Origin of the sequence: Streptomyces sp. Q6, from assembly GCF_036967205.1 — a bacterium.
Taxonomy (GTDB): domain Bacteria; phylum Actinomycetota; class Actinomycetes; order Streptomycetales; family Streptomycetaceae; genus Streptomyces; species Streptomyces citrinus.
Genome location: NZ_CP146022.1, coordinates 1598783 through 1619525, shown reverse-complemented (window position 1 = coordinate 1619525; position 20743 = coordinate 1598783). Strand labels below are relative to the sequence as shown.

At 70.4% G+C, this 20743-nt stretch carries 20 protein-coding genes; 17 read left to right on the top strand and 3 right to left on the bottom strand.

Features of this window, described 5'->3' with window-relative positions:
- Positions 1–183 precede the first annotated feature (183 nt).
- The 5 genes from dop to prcA all read left to right on the top strand — a co-directional run bounded on the left by dop (position 184) and on the right by prcA (position 4299).
- Entirely contained in the window at positions 184–1695 is a 1512-nt protein-coding gene (gene dop, locus V2W30_RS07660; RefSeq protein ID WP_338694703.1) for a depupylase/deamidase Dop, read from the top strand.
- 164 nt (positions 1696–1859) lie between these two features.
- Positions 1860–2078: a ubiquitin-like protein Pup gene (locus tag V2W30_RS07655; protein ID WP_037739193.1), complete on the top strand. Its 219-nt coding sequence runs from the start codon at positions 1860–1862 to the stop codon at positions 2076–2078.
- An 18-nt stretch (positions 2079–2096) separates the two neighbouring features.
- Complete coding sequence (locus V2W30_RS07650) at positions 2097–2672, top strand: endonuclease VII domain-containing protein (protein ID WP_338703524.1); 576 nt, start codon at positions 2097–2099, stop codon at positions 2670–2672.
- Positions 2624–3469 carry a proteasome subunit beta gene (gene prcB / locus V2W30_RS07645; protein WP_338694699.1) on the top strand — a complete coding sequence of 282 codons (846 nt, stop codon included), beginning with the start codon at positions 2624–2626 and terminating at the stop codon, positions 3467–3469. The genes V2W30_RS07650 and prcB overlap by 49 nt, the downstream gene beginning before the upstream one ends.
- 65 nt (positions 3470–3534) lie before the next feature.
- Complete coding sequence (prcA, locus tag V2W30_RS07640) at positions 3535–4299, top strand: proteasome subunit alpha (RefSeq protein WP_338694697.1); 765 nt, start codon at positions 3535–3537, stop codon at positions 4297–4299.
- 53 nt (positions 4300–4352) lie between these two features.
- On the opposite strand, the gene V2W30_RS07635 is transcribed toward prcA, so the two are convergent.
- Positions 4353–5393, bottom strand: coding sequence for a LacI family DNA-binding transcriptional regulator (locus V2W30_RS07635; RefSeq protein ID WP_338694695.1), 1041 nt, complete (start codon positions 5391–5393; stop codon positions 4353–4355).
- 134 nt (positions 5394–5527) lie between these two features.
- Here V2W30_RS07635 and V2W30_RS07630 point away from each other — a divergent pair, with 134 nt between their 5' ends.
- The 12 genes from V2W30_RS07630 (at position 5528) to V2W30_RS07575 (ending at position 17690) form a co-directional block, all read left to right on the top strand.
- Entirely contained in the window at positions 5528–6787 is a 1260-nt protein-coding gene (locus V2W30_RS07630; protein ID WP_338694693.1) for an MFS transporter, read from the top strand.
- Between the two features lie 9 nt (positions 6788–6796).
- A complete protein-coding gene (pafA, locus tag V2W30_RS07625; protein ID WP_338694691.1) occupies positions 6797–8158 on the top strand; it encodes a Pup--protein ligase in 1362 nt (453 codons plus the stop codon).
- A gap of 138 nt (positions 8159–8296) precedes the next feature.
- Positions 8297–9313, top strand: a complete 1017-nt coding sequence (locus V2W30_RS07620; RefSeq protein WP_338694689.1) for an FKBP-type peptidyl-prolyl cis-trans isomerase — start codon at positions 8297–8299, stop codon at positions 9311–9313.
- Positions 9314–9374: 61 nt separating this feature from the next.
- Positions 9375–9749 carry an FKBP-type peptidyl-prolyl cis-trans isomerase gene (locus V2W30_RS07615; protein WP_338694687.1) on the top strand — a complete coding sequence of 125 codons (375 nt, stop codon included), beginning with the start codon at positions 9375–9377 and terminating at the stop codon, positions 9747–9749.
- Between the two features lie 130 nt (positions 9750–9879).
- A complete protein-coding gene (locus tag V2W30_RS07610) occupies positions 9880–10836 on the top strand; it encodes a helix-turn-helix transcriptional regulator (RefSeq protein ID WP_338694686.1) in 957 nt (318 codons plus the stop codon).
- Positions 10837–10851: 15 nt separating this feature from the next.
- On the top strand, positions 10852–11808 hold the full coding sequence (locus V2W30_RS07605) for a WYL domain-containing protein (protein WP_338694684.1): 957 nt from the start codon (positions 10852–10854) through the stop codon (positions 11806–11808).
- 86 nt (positions 11809–11894) lie between these two features.
- Positions 11895–12140 carry a hypothetical protein gene (locus V2W30_RS07600; RefSeq protein ID WP_338703523.1) on the top strand — a complete coding sequence of 82 codons (246 nt, stop codon included), beginning with the start codon at positions 11895–11897 and terminating at the stop codon, positions 12138–12140.
- Between the two features lie 9 nt (positions 12141–12149).
- Positions 12150–12347 (top strand): hypothetical protein, encoded by a 198-nt coding sequence (locus V2W30_RS07595; RefSeq protein WP_338694682.1) that lies wholly within the window; start codon positions 12150–12152, stop codon positions 12345–12347.
- 248 nt (positions 12348–12595) lie between these two features.
- Complete coding sequence (tatA, locus tag V2W30_RS07590) at positions 12596–12895, top strand: Sec-independent protein translocase subunit TatA (protein WP_338694680.1); 300 nt, start codon at positions 12596–12598, stop codon at positions 12893–12895.
- 51 nt (positions 12896–12946) lie between these two features.
- Complete coding sequence (tatC, locus tag V2W30_RS07585; protein ID WP_338694679.1) at positions 12947–13897, top strand: twin-arginine translocase subunit TatC; 951 nt, start codon at positions 12947–12949, stop codon at positions 13895–13897.
- 42 nt (positions 13898–13939) lie between these two features.
- On the top strand, positions 13940–14842 hold the full coding sequence (locus V2W30_RS07580; protein ID WP_338694678.1) for a diacylglycerol kinase: 903 nt from the start codon (positions 13940–13942) through the stop codon (positions 14840–14842).
- 43 nt (positions 14843–14885) lie between these two features.
- Positions 14886–17690: a DEAD/DEAH box helicase gene (locus V2W30_RS07575; protein ID WP_338694677.1), complete on the top strand. Its 2805-nt coding sequence runs from the start codon at positions 14886–14888 to the stop codon at positions 17688–17690.
- A 91-nt stretch (positions 17691–17781) separates the two neighbouring features.
- Here V2W30_RS07575 and V2W30_RS07570 read toward each other — a convergent pair whose 3' ends face one another.
- Both V2W30_RS07570 and V2W30_RS07565 read right to left on the bottom strand, forming a co-directional pair.
- A complete protein-coding gene (locus V2W30_RS07570; RefSeq protein ID WP_338694676.1) occupies positions 17782–18882 on the bottom strand; it encodes an LLM class flavin-dependent oxidoreductase in 1101 nt (366 codons plus the stop codon).
- A 170-nt stretch (positions 18883–19052) separates the two neighbouring features.
- The gene (locus V2W30_RS07565; RefSeq protein ID WP_338694675.1) at positions 19053–20717 is read right to left on the bottom strand and encodes an allophanate hydrolase; all 1665 of its coding nucleotides are present in this window, start codon (positions 20715–20717) and stop codon (positions 19053–19055) included.
- Positions 20718–20743: the final 26 nt, after the last annotated feature.

The following is a 20743-nucleotide window of genomic DNA, read 5'->3' as shown; positions in this document are numbered from 1 at the left end:
AGCTGCTCGACGTCGGAGCGAAGCAATGACGCAAATGATCTCCCCACCAGCGCAAAGGCGTTCTAGGCTCTGTCATGCCGCCGAGTCGCGCCGTGCGGGGACGGGCACCGCACACGCACCGGAGAACCAGCGGTACTTGAGCGCCGCCCCCGACCGAGGGCGCCGCCGGGCAAGGAGGGCCGCATGACCGTACGGCGAGTAATGGGCATCGAGACGGAATACGGGATCTCCGTCCCCGGCCACCCCAATGCCAATGCCATGCTCACCTCGTCCCAGATCGTCAACGCGTACGCGGCGGCGATGCACCGGGCCCGCAGGGCCCGCTGGGACTTCGAGGAGGAGAACCCGCTGCGCGACGCCCGGGGCTTCGACCTCGCCCGGGAGGCCGCCGACTCCAGCCAGCTGACCGACGAGGACATCGGCCTGGCCAACGTCATCCTCACCAATGGCGCACGCCTCTACGTCGACCACGCACACCCCGAGTACAGCTCCCCGGAGATCACCAACCCCCGCGACGCCGTCCTCTGGGACAAGGCCGGCGAGCGGATCATGGCCGAGGCCGCCGAGCGCGCCGCCCAGCTGCCCGGCGCCCAGCCGATCCACCTCTACAAGAACAACACCGACAACAAGGGCGCCTCCTACGGGACGCACGAGAACTACCTGATGAAGCGGGAGACCCCCTTCTCGGACATCGTGCGCCACCTCACGCCCTTCTTCGTGTCGCGCCAGGTGGTCACCGGCGCGGGCCGGGTCGGCATCGGCCAGGACGGGCACGAGCACGGCTTCCAGCTCAGCCAGCGCGCGGACTACTTCGAGGTCGAGGTGGGTCTGGAGACGACCCTCAAGCGCCCGATCATCAACACCCGCGACGAGCCGCACTCGGACGCCGAGAAGTACCGCCGCCTGCACGTGATCATCGGCGACGCGAACCTCTCGGAGATCTCGACCTATCTCAAGCTCGGCACGACCTCCCTCGTCCTTTCCATGATCGAGGACGGGTTCATCGCCGTCGACCTGGCCGTGGACCAGCCGGTGCGCACCCTGCACCAGGTCTCCCACGACCCGACCCTCCAGCGCCTGATCACTCTGCGTAGCGGCCGCACACTCACCGCGGTCCAGCTCCAGATGGAGTACTTCGAGCTCGCCAGGAAGTACGTCGAGGAGCGCTTCGGCGCGGACGTGGACGAGCAGACCAAGGACGTCCTGGCCCGCTGGGAGGACGTGCTCGGCCGCCTGGAGACCGACCCGATGAGCCTCTCCGGCGAGCTGGACTGGGTCGCCAAGCGGGAGCTCATGGAGGGCTACCGGCGCCGCGACAGCCTCGACTGGGACGCCGCGCGGCTCCATCTGGTCGACCTCCAGTACGCGGACGTACGGGCCGAGAAGGGCCTGTACAACCGTCTCGTGGCCCGCGGCAAGATGAAGCGCCTCCTGGACGAGGACGAGGTCGAGAGGGCCCGTACGAAGCCGCCGGAGGACACCAGGGCGTACTTCCGCGGGCGCTGCCTGGAGCAGTACGCGGACGACGTCGCCGCGGCCTCCTGGGACTCGGTGATCTTCGACCTGCCCGGCCGGGACTCGCTCCAGCGGGTCCCCACCCTCGAACCCCTTCGCGGAACGCGCAATCACGTGAAGGAGCTCCTCGACCGGTGCCGTACGGCCGAGGATCTGGTCCGGGTCCTGTCCGGAAACTGATCCATGGCCGATCGATGGCCGATCGGCGGCTGAAAGGCCTGCGGCAGGGGAATCACAGAGGTGGGCCCCGCACGTTGGACGAAGTGCGGGGCCGATGTCAGACCCGACTTGTAGGGTTCTGATCACGAACGACCTGAATCTCGAACCGAGCGGGGTGAGCTCAGATGGCGACCAAGGACACCGGCGGCGGACAGCAGAAGGCGACGCGTTCCACCGAGGAGGTCGAGGAGCAGGCGCAGGACGCGCAGGCGACCGACGACCTCAAGGAGCGCCAGGAGAAGCTGAGCGACGATGTCGACTCGGTTCTGGACGAGATTGACGACGTCTTGGAAGAGAATGCAGAGGACTTCGTGAGGAGTTTTGTGCAAAAGGGTGGACAGTGACGAATGTCCGAATCGGGCATGAAGAGGTGCTCTGCTTGTCAGGAGTGCCTTCCCGTGAGCGCATTCGCGGCTAATCGGGTGCGGCCCGACGGGCTGCAGACGAACTGCCGTGACTGCGCTGCGGAGTACTGCAAGCGCCGACAGGCTGCGATGGGTAAGACCGTCCGCGAGAAGGTCGATGTACCGGAAGGCCACAAGCACTGCCGCACATGTGGCGAGATCAAGCCGCACAGTGAGTGGCACCGCAATTCGACGGCCTCCGGCGGCCTGCCCACGCGATGCACGACCCGCCGGGCGATCCGGGGTCGGCAAGGTCACCTCAAGCGTCACTACGACCTCACCGAGGCCGATCGCGACGAGATGATTGCCTCCCAGGTGGGCGTCTGCGTGATCTGCCGGAAAGCCCCGGCAGTACATGTGGATCACTGCCACGAGACGGGTAGGGTCCGTGGCGTACTGTGCTTCAACTGCAATTCGGCCATCGGCAAGTTGGGGGACGACCCCGGCGCTGTCCGCCGTGCCGCCGACTACCTGGAAGGAAACGCGTGGAAGCCAACCCTCGTAGCACCGGGCGTCTACCGGCTGCCTTCCTGACGCCCGGGTCGTCGTCCTTCATGGACTTCCTCTCCGAGCACCAGCCCGAAATGCTGCCGGGCAACCGGCAGTTGCCGCCGACGCAGGGCGTCATCGAGGCACCCCACGGCACGACCATCGTGTCCGTGACGTTCCCCGGCGGCGTCGTGCTCGCCGGTGACCGTCGCGCCACCATGGGCAATGTCATCGCGCAGCGCGACATCGAGAAGGTCTTCCCGGCGGACGAGTACTCGGCCGTCGGCATCGCCGGCACCGCCGGTCTGGCCGTCGAGATGGTCAAGCTCTTCCAGCTGGAGCTGGAGCACTTCGAGAAGGTGGAAGGCGCCCAGCTGTCGCTGGAGGGCAAGGCCAACCGGCTCTCGACGATGATCCGGTCGAACCTGGCCATGGCCATGCAGGGTCTGGCGGTCGTGCCGTTGTTCGCGGGGTACGACGTCGATCGTGAGAAGGGCCGGATCTTCTCGTACGACGTCACGGGCGGGCGCAGCGAGGAGACGGGGTACGCCGCCACGGGTTCGGGTTCGGTGTTCGCGCGCGGGGCGATGAAGAAGCTCTACCGCGCGGATCTGTCGGAGGAAGAGGCCACAACGCTGGTCATCCAGGCGCTGTACGACGCCGCGGACGACGACTCGGCGACCGGCGGTCCCGACATGGCGCGGCGGATCTTCCCGATCGTCACCGTGATCACGGACGAGGGCTTCCGGCGGCTGACGGACGACGAGTCCTCGGCGATCGCCCGTTCGATCCTGGATCGGCGTATGGAGCAGCCGGACGGCCCGCGGGCCGCACTGCTGTGAGCTGACTGCTCCTCAGCCTCTGGTTCCCCACTGACTTTTCACTGACAGAAAGGGACGGATAGCCGGTGTCGACGCCGTTCTATGTCTCACCCCAGCAGGCGATGGCCGATCGCGCGGAGTACGCGCGCAAGGGCATCGCACGCGGTCGCAGCCTGGTCGTGCTGCAATACGCCGACGGCATCGTGTTCGTCGGCGAGAACCCGTCCCGTGCCCTGCACAAGTTCAGCGAGATCTACGACCGGATCGGCTTCGCGGCCGCCGGCAAGTACAACGAGTACGAGAACCTCCGCATCGGGGGCGTGCGTTACGCGGATCTGCGTGGCTACACGTACGACCGTGACGACGTGACCGCGCGCGGCCTGGCGAACGTGTACGCGCAGACGCTGGGCACGATCTTCTCCAGTGCGGGCGAGAAGCCGTACGAGGTGGAGCTGGTCGTGGCGGAGGTCGGTGAGTCGCCCGAGGGCGACCAGATCTACCGGCTGCCCCACGACGGTTCGATCGTCGACGAGCACGGTTCGGTGGCGGTCGGTGGCAACGCCGAGCAGATCAGCACCTACCTGGATCAGCGGCACCGGGACGGCATGACGCTGTCCGAGGCGCTGAAGCTGGCGGTGCAGGCCCTGTCGCGCGACACGAACGGGAGCGAGCGGGAGATCCCCGCCGAGCGTCTCGAGGTGGCGGTCCTGGACCGTACGCGGCCGCAGCAGCGGAAGTTCAAGCGGATCGCGGGGCGGCAGCTGTCCCGGCTCCTGACGGCCGAGGGCGCCGCGGCGACCACCGAGGCCGAGTCGGACGCCGTCTCCGACGAGGACTCCGGCGACGAGTAGTGCGTCGTGCGTGTGCCCCGGCCGGTTCCGGAACCGGCCGGGGCACACGCATGTCAGGACGTGGTGCGCGGCGGCGGGCCCGACGAGCCGCGGACCTTCAACTCGACCGGGAGCGGCGCGGTCTCGGGGGCGCGGCCTTCGAGGACGGCGATGAGGGCCGCCATGCCGCGCGCGCCGAACTCCTCCGCGGGCAGCCGCACCGTGGTGAGCTCGGGCTCGATGGCCATGGCGAGGGAGAGGTCGTCGAAGCCGGTGACCGAGAGGTCGTCAGGGACGCGCAGGCCCATCCGGCGGGCGGCCTTGTAGGCGCCCGCGGCAAGCTTGTCGTCGTCGCAGACGATCGCGGTGGGCGGGGTGACGCCGCTGGTGCGCAGGGCCCGCTCCGTGGCGGCCAGGGCCTCGTCGACGGTGAGGGCCGAGCGGACGGTGCGGACGGTGGTGCCGGGCACCTGGGCGGTGCGGGCGGCCAGTTCCTGGGCGCGCACGTCGAAGGTCCAGGAGGTGACCGCCGAGGCGAGGTGCAGGAAGTGGCGGTGGCCGAGGCCGAGCAGGTGGTCGGTGATCTGCCGGATGCCGTCGGCGAGGTCGAGGTTGACGGTCGCGGCGCCGAGGCTGCCGGCCGGGTCGCTGTCGAGCATGACGAGGGGCAGGTCGTCGCCGCGCAGGGTGGTGACGGCGTCGGCGGCCATGGAGGAGGCCAGGATCCCGTCCAGGGCGGCGCGCGCCGAGGGGAACGGGTCGCGGGCCGGGCCGACGCCGTCGGGGGAGGGGTACAGGACGACGCCGAAGTCGTGCCGCGCGGCGAAGCGGGCGGCTCCTGTGTAGACGCCGGCGAAGAACTCGTTGGTGAGCGCGGGGACGACGAGGAGGGCGGTGCGGGTGCGGCCCAGGCGGAGGTTGCGGGCGGCGAGATTGGGGCGGTAGCCGAGCTGCTGAGCGGCGGTGCGGACCCGCTCGGCGGTGGCGGGCGCGACGCGGCCGCGCCACTTGTCGCCCATGACGAGGGAGACGGCGGCCTGCGAGACGCCCGCGGCGCGGGCCACGTCCCGGCTGGTGGGGCGGGCGGTCGCCGTCCCGTCCGTACCGCTGGTCACTGCTGCCTCCGTGGGTCTCGTCCTGGTCGGTCGCGTCCAGGGGTGTTCGACGTTATCGGGTGGCTCCCGGAGCCGCGCACGTGGTACGTATAACCCCGCGAGGTTATACGTAAAACGTGAGGTGGGGCGGGACGATGGCCGCGGGATATGCGGAGATCCTCAGGGCGCGGCACGCGATGCGGCTGCTCACGGGGACGCTGGTGGGCAGGCTGCCCAACGCGACGGCGGCGATCGCCATCGTGCTGTTCATCCGGGACGAGGGCGGCACGTACAGCCTCGCGGGCGCGCTCGCGGCGGTGTACGGGGTGGCGAACGCGATCGGGCAGCCGGTGCTCGGCCGCCTCGTCGACCTGCGCGGGCAGCCGAGGGTGCAACTGCCCGCGGCGGTCGTCTCGGCACTCGCCATGACCGTGTTCGCCGTGGTGGGGACGAGCTCGTTGCCGCCGGCGTACGCCGCCGTGGCGGCGGCGGGCCTGTTCACGCCACCGCTCGAAGGCGGCCTGCGCGCCCTGTGGCCCGACGTGCTGCCGCGCGAGGAGCAGGTCCACACCGCGTACGCGATGGACGCGATCGCGCAGGAGGTCATGTTCACCGTCGGGCCGTTGCTGGTGACCGTGTGCGTCTCGCTCTGGTCGGCGCAGGCGGCGCTCGTCGTCCTGAACGTGATCGGGGTGCTCGGCGCGCTCTCGGTCGTCGTGTCGAAGCCGTCGAGGCAGTGGCGTTCGGCCCCGCGCGAGGCGCACTGGCTGGGCGCGCTGCGCTCGCCGGGACTGCTCGTGCTGCTCGCCGCCTTCCTGTTCATCGGGCTGGCGCTGGGCTCCATCACCGTGGCGGGCGTCTCGTACGCGGACGGGAACAGGGGCGACGCGACGTACGGCTGGATGATGGCGGCGCTCGGCCTCGGCGCGCTCGTGGGTGGCTCGGTGTACGGGGCGCGGCAGTGGAGCGGCGCCCCGGAGGCGCGACTTCGGTGGCTGGTGGCCCTCCTGGCGCTGTGCTACGTGCCGTTGACGCTCGTGCCGGGGCCGGTCGCCATGGTGGCGCTCACGGCGGTCGCCGGGGTCTTCCTCGCGCCGTGCATCGCGTGCGCGTTCATCGTCGTCGACCGGCACGCGCCGCGGGGGACGGTGACCGAGGCGTTCTCCTGGCTCGTGACGACGTTCACGGTCGGCGCGAGCGTCGGAACGGCCGTGGCGGGCCCGGTCGTCGAGTGGGGCGGCACCCGGTGGGGGTTCGCCGTCCCGGCCGCCACGGGGGCGGTCGCGCTGCTCGTACTCCTGGCCACGGGGCGGGTCCTGACGGAGCCTCGCACGTCCGGGCGTGTCGCGCTCTCATCGGAAAATGATCCAAACCGTGCTGTCGAACCCCGTTTCAGCTCGGGGGATCGGGCGTAATGTTCAGTCATGGACCGCCGCATTTTCGGGCTGGAGAACGAGTACGGCGTCACATGCACGTTTAGGGGACAGCGCCGCCTGTCTCCTGACGAGGTGGCGCGGTACCTCTTCCGCCGTGTCGTGTCATGGGGCCGCAGCAGCAATGTCTTTCTGCGGAACGGTGCCCGCCTTTATCTTGACGTGGGTTCGCATCCGGAATACGCAACACCGGAATGCGACAACGTGACCGAGCTGGTCACCCACGACAAGGCCGGCGAGCGCATTCTGGAAGGCCTGCTCGTCGACGCCGAACGCCGCCTGCACGAGGAGGGAATCGCAGGCGACGTCTATCTCTTCAAGAACAACACCGACTCGGCGGGAAACTCCTACGGCTGCCATGAGAATTACCTGGTGGCGCGGCACGGGGAGTTCTCGCGGCTCGCGGACATCCTCATCCCCTTCCTGGTCACCCGTCAGCTGCTGTGCGGCGCGGGCAAGGTGCTGCAGACTCCGCGCGGCGCCGTGTACTGCGTGAGCCAGCGCGCCGAGCACATCTGGGAGGGCGTCAGCTCCGCGACGACCCGCTCCCGGCCGATCATCAACACCCGCGACGAGCCGCACGCCGACGCCGAGCGCTACCGGCGGCTGCACGTCATCGTCGGCGACTCGAACATGTCCGAGACGACCATGCTGCTCAAGGTCGGCGCGACCGACCTGGTGCTGCGCATGATCGAGGCGGGCACGGTGATGCGCGACCTGACCCTGGAGAACCCGATCCGGGCCATCCGCGAGGTCAGCCACGACATCACGGGCCGCCGCAAGGTGCGCCTGGCCAGCGGCCGCGAGGCCTCCGCGCTCGAGGTGCAGCGCGAGTACTACGAGAAGGCCGTCGACTTCGTGGAGCGCCGGGGCGTGCGCACCGGCACCGTCGACCAGGTCCTGGAGCTGTGGGGCCGCACGCTCGACGCCATCGAGGCCGAGGATCTCGACCGTATCGGCACCGAGATCGACTGGGTCATGAAGTACAAGCTCATCGAGCGGTACCGGGCCAAGCACAACATGACCATGTCGCATCCGCGGGTCGCGCAGATAGACCTCGCCTACCACGACATCCACCGACGCCGGGGCCTCTACTACCTCCTGGAGAAGAAGGGCCAGGCCGCCCGGATCTGCAACGACCTCAAGATCTTCGAGGGCAAGTCCGTGCCGCCGCAGACCACCCGCGCGCGGCTGCGCGGCGACTTCATCCGCCGCGCCCAGGAGCAGCGCCGTGACTTCACGGTCGACTGGGTGCACCTGAAGCTGAACGACCAGGCGCAGCGCACCGTGCTGTGCAAGGACCCGTTCCGCAGCGTGGACGACCGGGTGGAGAAGCTGATCGCCGGTATGTAGGGGATCTGCGCAGACGTTCGACCAATCCGGCCGGGGGCCCCGTGCGAATCATTCGTACGGGGCCCTTCGCCTGCCCTTGGCAAAGCTGTGCGAGGGCCTAGAGTGGCCGGACCGTATTCGAGCGACCTGAGGATTCTTGTGCGACGCCGACTTGCAGCTCTACTGATCGTGCCGGCACTGGCGCTGACCGCGACGGCCTGCGGCAGTGACGACGGCAAGAAGGACTCGGCGGACAAGGCGGATTCCTCGTCCGCGTCACCGAAGGCGGCCGAGGTCCCCAAGGCGGTCGACACCGCGAACCCGATGCCGAAGGTCTCCGGCGACGCGGGCAAGAAGGCCACGATCTCGGTGCCCAAGGGTGACCCGAGCGGCAAGTTCGTCGTGCACACCCTGACCGAGGGCGACGGCGCCGAGGTGAAGAAGAACGACCTGGTGGCGATGAACTTCACCGGCAAGGTCTGGAAGGGCGCCAAGGACCTCGGCACCACGTACGGGGCGCAGGGCGGCGGTGACCAGCTGGTGACGGCCGGTGCCGAGGGCCAGCTCCCGGCGTTCGCGCAGGCCGTGATCGGGCAGAAGGAGGGCAGCCGCGTCCTCGTGGTGGCCCCGCCGGCCGCCGGCTTCGGCGCGCAGGGCAACCAGCAGGTCGGCATCACCGGCACGGACACCCTGGTCTTCGCCATCGACGTCGGCAAGGTCATCCCGAAGAAGGCCGAGGGCACGCAGGCCGCGATCCCGTCGAACCTGCCGCAGATCCAGGCCGACAAGGAAGAGCCGGCGACGATCTCGATCCCGAAGAACGACCCGCCGAAGAAGCTCACCGACCAGGTCCTCATCCAGGGCAAGGGCGCCGAGGTCAAGAGCGGCCAGACGGTCACCATGCAGTACAGCGGTGCGGCCTGGAAGCTCAACCAGGGCAAGAAGAAGGCCGAGCTGTTCGACTCCTCCTGGAAGACGGGCCAGCCGTTCACGACCGTCATCGGCAAGGGCCAGGTCATCCCGGGCTGGGACAAGGGTCTCGTCGGCAAGCACGTCGGTGACCGCGTCCTCCTGGTGATCCCCGCGGACCAGGCGTACGGCAAGGAGGCCAAGGGCGAGACCCTGCCGGCCAACTCGACACTGGTGTTCGTGGTGGACGTGCTCGCCGCGCACTGACCGCCCGACAGATGGCAGACTGTCCCGGTTGCCCAACAGTCAACAAGCAGGAGCAATTCACGTGAGCATCGACAAGCCCGAGATCGACTTCCCGGGCGGCGAGCCCCCGGCGGACCTCGAGATCAAGGACATCTGGGTCGGCGACGGGCCCGAGGCGAAGGCGGGCGCCACCGTCTCCGTGCACTACGTGGGCGTGGCCTTCTCCACCGGCGAGGAGTTCGACGCCTCCTGGAACCGCGGCACCCCGCTTCAGTTCCAGCTCGGTGCCGGCCAGGTCATCCAGGGCTGGGACCAGGGCGTGCAGGGCATGAAGGTCGGCGGCCGTCGTCAGCTGACCATCCCCTCGCACCTCGCGTACGGCGAGCGTGGCGCCGGCGGCGGCCGCATCGCCCCCGGCGAGACGCTGATCTTCGTGTGTGACCTGGTCTCCGTCTGAGTTCAGTCACACATCGACCGCAAGCGGTCATCCCTGGGCCCATGCCTGCTGGCATGGGCCCTCGGCTTTTGCCCGTACACCCCGGGGCGGTACGGTCATCCGTCGGGAGCTACCTGAGGAAAGGGCGTCGATGGCCATTGCCAAGGCCGAGCGGCTGATGAATCTGGCGCTGTGTCTGCTCGGGACGCGGCGTCCGCTCAGCAAGCGCGAGCTGCGGGGGTCCATCGAGGCCTACCTGGAAGCGGGCAACGACGACTCCTTCAACCGCATGTTCGAGCGCGACAAGGACGATCTCCGCGAGCTCGGCCTGGTCATCGAGACCGTGGAGAACCTGGACGGCGACGTCGGCTACCTGGCCCGCCGCGACAGCAACCGGCTGCCGCCCGTCACGCTCGACGGCGAGGAGGCGGCCGCCCTCGGCCTCGCCGCCAAGGTCTGGCAGCAGGCCCGCCTCGCCGGCGCCGCGAGCGGCGCCCTGCAGAAGCTGCGCGCGGCCGGGATGCCCGAGGACGTGGACCCGTACGAGGCGCACCACGGCGCGCTCGAACCGCGCATCCCCGTGCACGAGGCGTCCTTCGAACCGCTGATGCTGGCCTGTCGCGACCGCCGCGCCGTCGTCTTCGACTACCGCAAGGCGACCGCCGCCCGGCCCGAGCAGCGGCACGTCGAGCCGTGGGCCCTGGAGTGCTGGCGCGGCCACTGGTACCTGGCCGGCTGGGACCGCGACCGGCAGGCCGAGCGGGTCTTCCGGCTCTCCCGGATCACCGGCAAGGTGCGCTCCCGCGCGGGCCGGTTCAAGGCGCCCGTGCCCGATGTCGTGACGGTGCGGGAGACCGTCGCCGGCTGGGCCGGGGAGACCGCCGACCGCTCCGCGCTGATCAGACTCCGCGCGGGCTCCGGCTACCCGCTGCGCGCCAAGGCCGTCTCCGTACGGGAACTGGGCGACGGCTGGGACGAGTTGGAGATTCCGTACGGGCACGGGCTCGACGCCTGGCTCGTGGAGTTCGGCCCCGACGTGGTCGTGCTGGAGCCCGCCGAGCTGCGGGCCGATGTCGTGGACCGGCTGCGCGCCGTGGCCAAGGGCTGAGGGAGAGGGACGAGCATGGCTTCCAACGCCATCGACCAGACCCGGCGGATGCTGTCCCTGGTGACCTACCTGCGGGAGCGCCCCGGGGCGCACGTCAGCGACGTCGCGCGGGCCTTCGGCATCACCGAGGACGAGCTGATCTCCGACCTCGACGTGCTGCCGCTGTGCGGGACGAGCTTCCGCGGCGGTGACCTCCTCGACATCGACACCGACGGCGACCGCATCTGGTGGCACAACCCGGACGACGTCGCCGAGCCGCTGCGGATCGCCGCCGACGAGGCGACCGCGCTGCTCGTCGCCGCGCGGGCCGTGGCGACGCTGCCGGGGCTGCGCGAGAGCGACCGGCTCGCGCTGCTGCGGGCGACCGCCAAGCTGGAGACCGCGGCGGGGGAGGCGGCGAGCGCGAGCGCGCGCCTGTCGGTCACCTTCGAGTCCGAGGGCGGCGTCTTCGCCGACGTCGACCGGGCGATCTCCGAGCGCCGCCGTCTGTGGATCCGCTACTACTCGCCCGCGCGCGACGAGGTCACCGAGCGGGAGATCGACCCGATCCGCCTCGTCTCCGTCGGCCACACCTACGTGGAGGCGTGGTGCCGTCGGTCCGAGGCGCGGCGCACGTTCCGGCTCGACCGGGTCGCCGAGATCCGCATCCTCGACGAGGCGTCCGCGCCGCCCGAGGTGGAACTGCGAGACCTCTCCGAGGGGCTCGTGCAGCCGGCCGCCGAGGACCCCGAGGTCGTCATCGAGGTCGGGCCCGGCGGGCGCTGGGTCGCCGAGTACTACCCGCACGACAGCGCCGAGGAACTGGTGGACGGCGGGCTGCGGATCACGCTGCGCACGCCCGACCCCTCCTCGCTGCGCCGGCTCGCGCTGCGGCTCGGCCGGGACGGGCACATCGTGGCGCCCGCCCAGCTCGCCGAGAGCGCGCGCGACGCGGCGCGGGAGGCGCTCGCCGCGTACGACGGGGCGGCGTGAGGGAGTTGGGTGTGCGGTCAGGAACGGACGAGAGGTGTGACGTGGGCGAAATCACTGGTGTGACCGGTTTCTCCGGTATCGCCGAAATGTCTGCCGTGGTGGCCGCTCCGGCGCCCGTCGTCTTCAAGGCCGCCTGCCCGGACTGCCGCGCCCGCTTCGAACTGGACGCCGCCGCGATCCGGTTGGCGATCGGCGCCAGCAGCCGCACCACCTTCTACTCCTTCACCTGCCCCGAGTGCGACACCGCCGTACGCAAGCCCGCGGGCGAGCGCATCGTCGAACTCCTCACCGGTGGCGGGGTGCGGACCCTGCGCCTCCACCAGACCGTCTAGGCTCGGCGCATGTTCTGGGCGATGCTGGCGGTGGCTGTGGGGTTCGTCGGGCTTGCTGTGCTCGCCGTTCTCGCGATCAAGGTGTTCGTCGAGGCCGAGCGCCTGGGGCGCCAAGTCGCCGACACCACACGGCAGATCAACCGGGCCGCCGAGGATCTGGAGCGGGCCGCGGTGAGTGTGGCGAAGGCCGGCGGCGAAGTCGTCTGACGCTCCGCGGGGCAGGATGGAAAGCGCTTTACCCCTGTGACCTGTCCGGCGCCCAGGTTCGGCGGGTACGCTCCTCTACGCGGCCTGAAAGTGAGGCGCGGGTCGCAACTGGGAGTACGCACGGGGATTGCCCCGCGTTCACCCCCACGGGATACGATCGCTGCCAGCACGGTGGTCGGACAACAGTCCGAAGTCCGATCGGTACCGGCAGTCCCGCCCCTGCCGCCTCAGTGAGAAGGTAAACGCATATGTTCGGTGGAAAGATCGGCGCCCCCGAGTTCATCATTCTGCTCGTGGTCATCCTCCTCCTGTTCGGCGCGAAGAAGCTCCCGGACATGGCGCGCTCGCTCGGCAAGTCGGCCCGCATCCTCAAGAGTGAAGCCAAGGCGATGAAGAACGAGGGTGGCAACCAGGATGCCGCCCCGTCGGACCCGCCGCAGCCGGCCGACCAGCAGCCGCCGGCCCCGCGCACCATCAAGGCCGCGCCCGGTGACGTGAGCAGCTCGCGTCCCGTGACCGAGCCGACGAACCAGACGACGCAGAGCTGATCGAAGGCCGCCCCTGTCATGGCGGCCTGTCGCACGAGATGAGGACGTGGGTTGATCAAGTCTGCCCGCAAGCAGGAGAGGGATCCCGAGGGGCGGATGCCGCTCGCGGAGCACCTGCGTGAGCTTCGTAATCGGCTGACGAAGGCACTTCTTGGCGTCGTCGTGGTCACGATCGTCGCGGCGTTCTTCTACAAGGACATCGTCGATCTGATCACCAAGCCGATCCTGGACTCGGTCGGCTGTGACCAGTCGTTCTCGCAGCTGTCGAAGGTCAAGTCCGAGCCCTGCGCGGAAATCACCATCAATGGTCTGCTGACGCCCTTCACGCTGGCCCTGAAGATTTCGCTGATGGCGGGCATCGTGTTCGCCTCGCCGGTCTGGCTCTACCAGCTGTGGGGCTTCATCGCTCCCGGCCTGCACAAGCACGAGAAGAAGTACGCCTACGGGTTCGTGGGCACCGGCGTCCCGCTGTTCCTGTGCGGCGCCTACTTCGCGTACGCGATTCTGCCCACCACCGCGAAGGTGCTGATCGACTTCACGCCGGGCAACGCGTCGAACCTGCTGCCGCTGGACGACCTGCTCGATCTCGTGACGCGCATGGTGATCGTCTTCGGCCTCTCGTTCGAGCTGCCGCTGCTCCTCGTGTTCCTCAACCTCATCGGGGCGATCACCGGCAAGCGGATGCTGGGCTGGTGGCGGGCGATGATCATGGGCATCACGGTGTTCGCGGCCGTGGCGACCCCGAGCACCGACCCGCTGTCGATGCTGGCCCTTGCGGCGCCGATCTGGGTGCTCTACTTCGCCGCCGTGCTCTTCTCGCTGATCAACGACAAGCGCCGGCGCCGTAACAACCCCGACGCCGACCTCGACGACGACGAGGCGTCCGTGATCGAGCTGGAGCCCGAGGCGGTCGGCGAGATCGAGCCCGTGAGCGCGAGCCGTACGCCGCTGCCCGAGCAGACGACGGCGGAGCGGATCAACGGTTACGACGATGTGACCTGAGGTAACTCCTGTTCTGGGCGGGCCAGTTGTTAGGGTCCGGCCGTGAGCAGTGAGATCACCCTCTTCGTCAATCCCACCGCGGGACGCGGCCGGGGCGCAGGTGCTGCGCAGCCGGCCGCTTCCGCGTTGCGGGCGGCAGGCTTCTCCGTGCGGACCGTCATCGGGGAGGACGCCCCCGACGCCCTGGCACGCGCGCGTGCCGCGGTGCGGGAGGGGACCGGGGCCCTGGTGGCGGTCGGCGGGGACGGGCTCGTGAATCTCGCGCTGCAAGCCGTCGCCGGGACCCGCACCCCGCTCGGCGTGATCGCCGTCGGCACGGGCAACGACTTCGCGCGGGCTCTCGGCCTTCCCGTACGGGACCCCGCCGGGGCCGGCGCGCTCGTCGCGCGGGCGCTCAAGGGCTCGCTCGTCCGCGACATCGACCTGGGGCGGATCGGCGACCACTGGTTCGGGACCGTGCTCGCGTCCGGGTTCGACTCCCGTGTCAACGACCGGGGCAACCGGATGCGGCTGCCGCTCGGCCGCTTCAAGTACGACCTGGCGATCGCCCTCGAACTGGCCGCCTTCCAGCCCGTGCCTTTCCGGATCACCTTCGAGGACGGTGGCGTACGGGAGATCGCCGCGACCCTCGTCGCCGTGGGGAACGGGACCTCGTACGGGGGCGGCATGCGCATCTGCGCCGGTGCCGACATGAGCGACGGGCTGTTCGACGTGACCGTGGTGGGGGCGTGCTCGCGGGCGACGCTGCTGCGGGTGTTCCCGCGGGTCTACAAGGGGACGCATCTTGACCACCCCGTCGTCAGCACGTACCGCGCGGCGCGGGTCGAACTCGTCGCCGACGACATCACGGGGTACGCGGACGGGGAGCGCGTCGGGGCGTTGCCGCTGGTGGCGGAGTGTGTGCCGGGAGCGGTGCGGGTCCTCACCGGAGGCCTTACCGGATAATGATCGTCCGTTGTCGGTGGTGGCCGGTAGGCTCGAAAGCACGATGACAGAGGACCTCTCCCCGGCCGAGCGGTATGCGGCAGCCCGTCAGCGGGCCGCAGAGCAGGCCACCGCGCTCGCTTCCTTCCGCGAGATGTACGACTTCGGCCTCGACCCCTTCCAGATCGAGGCGTGCCAGGCGCTGGAGGCGGGCAAGGGCGTCCTGGTCGCGGCGCCCACCGGCTCCGGCAAGACGATCGTCGGCGAGTTCGCCGTCCACCTCGCCCTGCTCCAGGGCAAGAAGTGCTTCTACACGACACCCATCAAGGCGCTGTCGAACCAGAAGTACCAGGACCTGTCGAAGCGGTACGGTGCCGACAAGGTCGGGCTGCTGACCGGCGACAACAGTGTGAACAGCGACGCACCCGTGGTCGTCATGACCACCGAAGTGCTGCGGAACATGCTGTACGCCGGATCGCAGGCGCTGATCAATCTCGGCTACGTGGTCATGGACGAGGTGCACTACCTGTCCGACCGCTTCCGCGGTGCCGTGTGGGAAGAGGTGATCATCCACCTCCAGGAGTCCGTCACGCTCGTCTCGCTGTCGGCGACGGTGTCCAACGCGGAGGAGTTCGGCGACTGGCTCGACACCGTGCGCGGCGACACCGAGGTGATCGTCTCCGAGCACCGGCCCGTCCCGCTGTTCCAGCACGTCCTCGCCGGGCGCCGGATGTACGACCTCTTCGAGGAGGGTGAGGGCAGCAAGAAGGCCGTCAACCCCGACCTGACCCGCATGGCGCGCATGGAAGCGAGCCGGCCCTCCTACCAGGACCGGCGGCGCGGGCGGAACATGCGGGAGGCCGACCGGGAGCGGGAGCGCCGTCAGCGGTCCCGTATCTGGACGCCTGGCCGGCCCGAGGTCATCGACCGGCTCGACAGCGAAGGCCTGCTGCCCGCCATCACGTTCATCTTCAGCCGGGCCGCGTGCGAGGCGGCCGTGCAGCAGTGCCTGTTCGCGGGGCTGCGGCTGAACGACGACGACGCGCGGGCCCGGGTCCGCGAGATCGTCGAGGAGCGGACCGCGTCCATCCCGGACGAGGATCTGCACGTCCTCGGGTACTACGAGTGGCTGGAAGGCCTGGAGCGCGGGATCGCCGCGCACCACGCGGGCATGCTGCCGACCTTCAAGGAGGTCGTGGAGGAGCTGTTCGTGCGGGGCCTGGTGAAGGCCGTCTTCGCCACGGAGACGCTGGCGCTCGGCATCAACATGCCGGCCAGATCCGTGGTCCTGGAGAAGCTCGTCAAGTGGAACGGAGAGCAGCACGCCGACATCACCCCGGGCGAGTACACCCAGCTGACCGGGCGTGCGGGGCGGCGTGGCATCGACGTCGAGGGCCACGCCGTGGTCCTGTGGCAGCGCGGCTTCAGCCCCGAGCACCTGGCCGGGCTCGCCGGCACCCGCACGTATCCGCTCAAGTCCAGCTTCAAGCCGTCGTACAACATGGCGGTGAACCTGGTCGAGCAGTTCGGGCGGCACCGCTCCCGGGAGCTGCTCGAGACCTCCTTCGCCCAGTTCCAGGCGGACAAGTCCGTCGTCGGGATCTCCCGGCAGGTGCAGAAGAACGAGGAAGGGCTCGAGGGCTACCAGGAGTCCATGACCTGCCACCTCGGGGACTTCGAGGAGTACGCGCGGCTGCGGCGCGAACTGAAGGACCGCGAGACCGAGTTGGCGAAGCAGGGCGCCGTGCAGCGGCGCGTCCAGGCGGCCGCCGCGCTGGAGAAGCTCAAGCCGGGCGACGTCATCCACGTGCCGACGGGGAAGTTCGCGGGGCTCGCGCTGGTCCTCGACCCCGGGCTGCCGGCCGGCCGGTCCAACGGGCACCGCGGGTTCGAGCACCACGACGGACCCCGCCCGCTGGTCCTGACCGCCGAGCGGCAGGTCAAGCGGCTCGCGTCCATCGACTTCCCGGTGCCCGTGGAGGCGCTGGAGCGGATGCGGATCCCGAAGTCGTTCAACCCGCGCTCGCCCCAGTCGCGGCGCGACCTCGCGTCCGCGCTGCGCACCAAGGCCGGGCACATCGTGCCCGACCGGCACAAGAAGGGGCGCGCGGCGGCCGCGGACGACCGCGAGATCGCGCGCCTGCGCACCGAGCTGCGCGCGCATCCCTGCCACGGCTGCTCCGAGCGGGAGGACCACGCGCGGTGGGCCGAGCGCTACCACCGGCTGAAGCGGGACACCGCGCAGCTGGAGCGGCGGATCGAGGGCCGCACCAACACCATCGCGCGGACCTTCGACCGCATCGTCAAGCTTCTGACGGAGCTGGACTATCTGCGCGCCGACGAGGTCACCGAGCACGGCAAGCGGCTCGCGCGGCTGTACGGCGAGCTCGACCTGCTGGCCAGTGAGTGCCTGCGCGACGGTGTCTGGGAGGGCCTGAACCCGGCCGAACTCGCCGCGTGTGTCTCGGCGTTGGTGTTCGAGGCACGGGTCAGCGACGACGCGCTCGCCCCGAAGGTGCCCTCGGGCAAGGCCAAGGCCGCGCTCGGCGAGATGGTGCGGATCTGGGGCCGGCTCGAAGCCCTGGAGGAGGACTTCCGTATCAACCAGGCGGAGGGTGTCGGGCAGCGCGAGCCCGATCTCGGCTTCGCCTGGGCCGCGTACCAGTGGGCCTCGGGCAAGGGGCTCGACGAGGTGCTGCGGGAGGCGGAGATGCCGGCCGGTGACTTCGTGCGGTGGTGCAAGCAGGTCATCGACGTGCTGGGGCAGATCGCCGCGGCGTCGCCCCCGGGATCCACCGTGGGCCGCAACGCACGCAAGGCCGTCGACGGTCTGCTGCGGGGAGTCGTGGCGTACTCGTCCGTGGGGTGAGTGCGCGGGCTTTCGCCGGGGGCGCCGTCGATGGGACGGCGCCCCCGGCTTTTCCGCGCCAAAGCCGGGGCCAGGGCGGGCGGGGGAGTTGCTAGGCCGCCGCGCGTTCCGCGTCCCGCTTCGCGACCTCTTCTCGGACGATCGGGATCACATGGCGGCCGAAGTCGATCGCGTCGTCCAGCAGGTCGTAGCCGCGGGCCGAGAGGATGTCGACGCCCAGGTCGTAGTAGTCGAGGAGGGCCTGCGCCACGGTTTCCGGTGTGCCCACCAGCGCGGTGGAGTTGCCCGCGCCGCCCGTCTCCGCCGCCGTGGGGGTCCACAGCGCGCGGTCGTGACGCTCGCCCTGCGCCGCTGCCGCCAGGAGCCGCTGGGAGCCCGCGTTCTGCGGGTTCGTGACCGGATGGCGGCGGGAGAGCGGGCTGCCCGCCTTGCGCGCCTTGATGCGGGCCAGCGTCGCGTGGGCCTTCTCCCAGGCCAGCTCCTCCGTGGGCGCGATGATCGGACGGAACGCGACCTGGATGCGCGGGGTGTCCGTACGGCCCGCCGCCTTCGCCGCCGCCCTGACCGACTCGATCTGCTCGGCGGTCTGCGCGAGGGGCTCGCCCCACAGGCAGTAGATGTCCGCCTCGGCGCCGCCCGCCGCGTACGCCGCGGGCGACGAACCGCCGAACGAGACCGGCGGGTGCGGGAGTTGGACCGGGAAGGTGTCGCTCACGAAGTCACGGAAGCGATAGTGCGCGCCCTCGTGGTCGAACGGCTCGTGCGACGTCCACGCCTTCTTGATGATCTGGATGGCCTCGCGCGTGCGGGCGTACCGCTCGTCCTTCGTGAGGAAGTCGCCCTCGCGCTGCTGCTCGTGGTCGTTGCCGCCGGTGATGAAGTGGACGGCGAGCCGGCCGTCGCTGATGCGGTCGAGCGTGGCGAACGTCTTCGCCGCGAACGTCGGGTACGAGACGTTCGGCCGGTGCGCGACCAGGATCTGGATCTTCTCCGTGCGGGCCGCGATGTAGGCGGCGGCGGGCGACGGGTCGGGCGAGCCGGAGCCGTACGCGAAGAGGATGCGGTCCCAGCCGTACTCCTCGTGGGCGCGGGCGAGCCGGAGCGTGTAGTCCTTGTCGAAGGACGGGCCCGAGCGGGCGGTCACTTCGGAGCCTTCGTTGGTCGCGGCAATGCCGAGGAACTCTACGGGCATGGGGATACGCCTCTTCTGCGGTGCGGGGTCGGATGTGCTGGCCTGGACGTCGGATCGTCGTCAGGCGCAACACGCCGCCGACCACACACGACCGAAGTCGATGTGGTCGCGGGTGACCAGCCGCAGCTGAGGGCGCATGCCGTCAGTTGACCAGGCGGACGCGTGAAACGTCAACCACGTCTTTGCGCCGCCACGTAGGCGCGCCAGCCGCCGTGGTGGGTGATGTCGGGGGCGTCGTGGAGCGCCTCGGGCGCGCAGAGGAAGCCGGGGACCTCGGCGCCGTCGGCGAGGGTGACGCGGCCCAGGGTCATGGGCCGGGGGAGTGCCGTGAGGAGCTGCCCCAGGCCCGCGGCCGGGATGCGCCAGACCTCCGCCTCGATCGGCCTGCCCCGCTCCGGGCCCACGTGGACCAGGCCCGGCTTGGGCGGTGCGGTGGGCAGGGCGTGCAGCCGGTACGCGGGTGAGGTCGTCGTCGTACGGTCGAACTCGGCGCCCAGAGACAGGAGTTGGCCGTTCAGTGGCTGGCCGGTCAGATGGGCGCCGACCACGGCGACGTGGGTGGGTGGCGTCGTGACGGTCTCCGCGATGCGGGCCAGGCGGTCGTCGGTGTGCGCGGCGCCGATCAGCATCACGCCGAACGGGAGGCCGTGGACCGTGCCCGCGGGGACGGCCGCGGCGCACAGGCCGAAGAGGTTCGTGGAGTTGGTGAAGCGGCCCAGCCGGGCGTTGACCCCGAGCGGGTCCGCCGCGACGTCGGCGAGGGTGGGGTGTTCGGTGGTCGTCGGCAGCAACAGGGCGTCCACGTCGGCCAGTTGGGCGAGTGCGGCGGTGCGCAGTGCGGACAGGCGGGCCTGGTCGGCGAAGAGCCGGTGGGCCGGGAGGTCGCGGGCCCGCGTGATGATGCCGGCGACCGTGGGATCGAGATCGCCACCGGTCGCACCGGGTGCCGGCGTCTCGTCCGCCCCGTTCGCCTTGTCGAGGAAGGCGCCCACCGCCGTATAGCGCTCCGCGACGAACGCTCCCTCATAGAGCATCGCGGCCGCCTCGGTGAACGGCGTCAGGTCGATCTCCTTCAACTCTGCCCCGGAGAGGGCGAGTTGGCGGGTCGCATCCTCGTACGCGGCCTCCCATCCTGGTGCCAGCTCGCCCAGTTGCCCGGGGCGCGGGACCGCGATGCGCCAGGGGCCCGGCACGCGGGCGGGAGCCGCCGGCGCCGGGTCCGCCAGGAACGACAGGGCGCGCTCGGCCTGCGCCACCGTACGGGCGAAGACGGAGACGCAGTCGAGCGAGGCGCAGGCCGGGACCACGCCGTCCGTCGGGACGACGCCGTACGTGGGCTTGAGGCCGACGATGCCGTTCAGGGCGGCGGGGACGCGGCCCGAGCCCGCCGTGTCCGTGCCGAGGGCGAGGTCGGCGATGCCCAGGGCCACGGCGACCGCCGAACCCGAACTGGAGCCGCCGCTGATGCGGTCCGGGTCGAGGGCGTTCCTGACCGCGCCGTACGGGGAGCGGGTGCCGACGAGGCCGGTGGCGAACTGGTCGAGGTTCGTCGTGCCGATGACGATCGCGCCGGCCGCGCGGAGGCGGGCCACCGCCGGGGCGTCCGCCTCCGGGAGGTACGCGTACGAGGGGCATCCGGCGGTGGTGGGCAGGCCCGCCACGTCGATGTTGCCCTTGACCGCCAACAGGGTTCCGGCCAGGGGGAGATAGTCGGGGACGGCCGCCGCCTCCGCCTCCACCTCCGCCCGGGGGCGGAGGTCGATCCAGATCTCGGGGCGGTCCGTCTCGGCGATGCGGGCGTAGGCGGCGCGGACTCTGGTCACTGCCCGGTTCATGGGGGCTCCCTCTGGTGTGGCTCTCG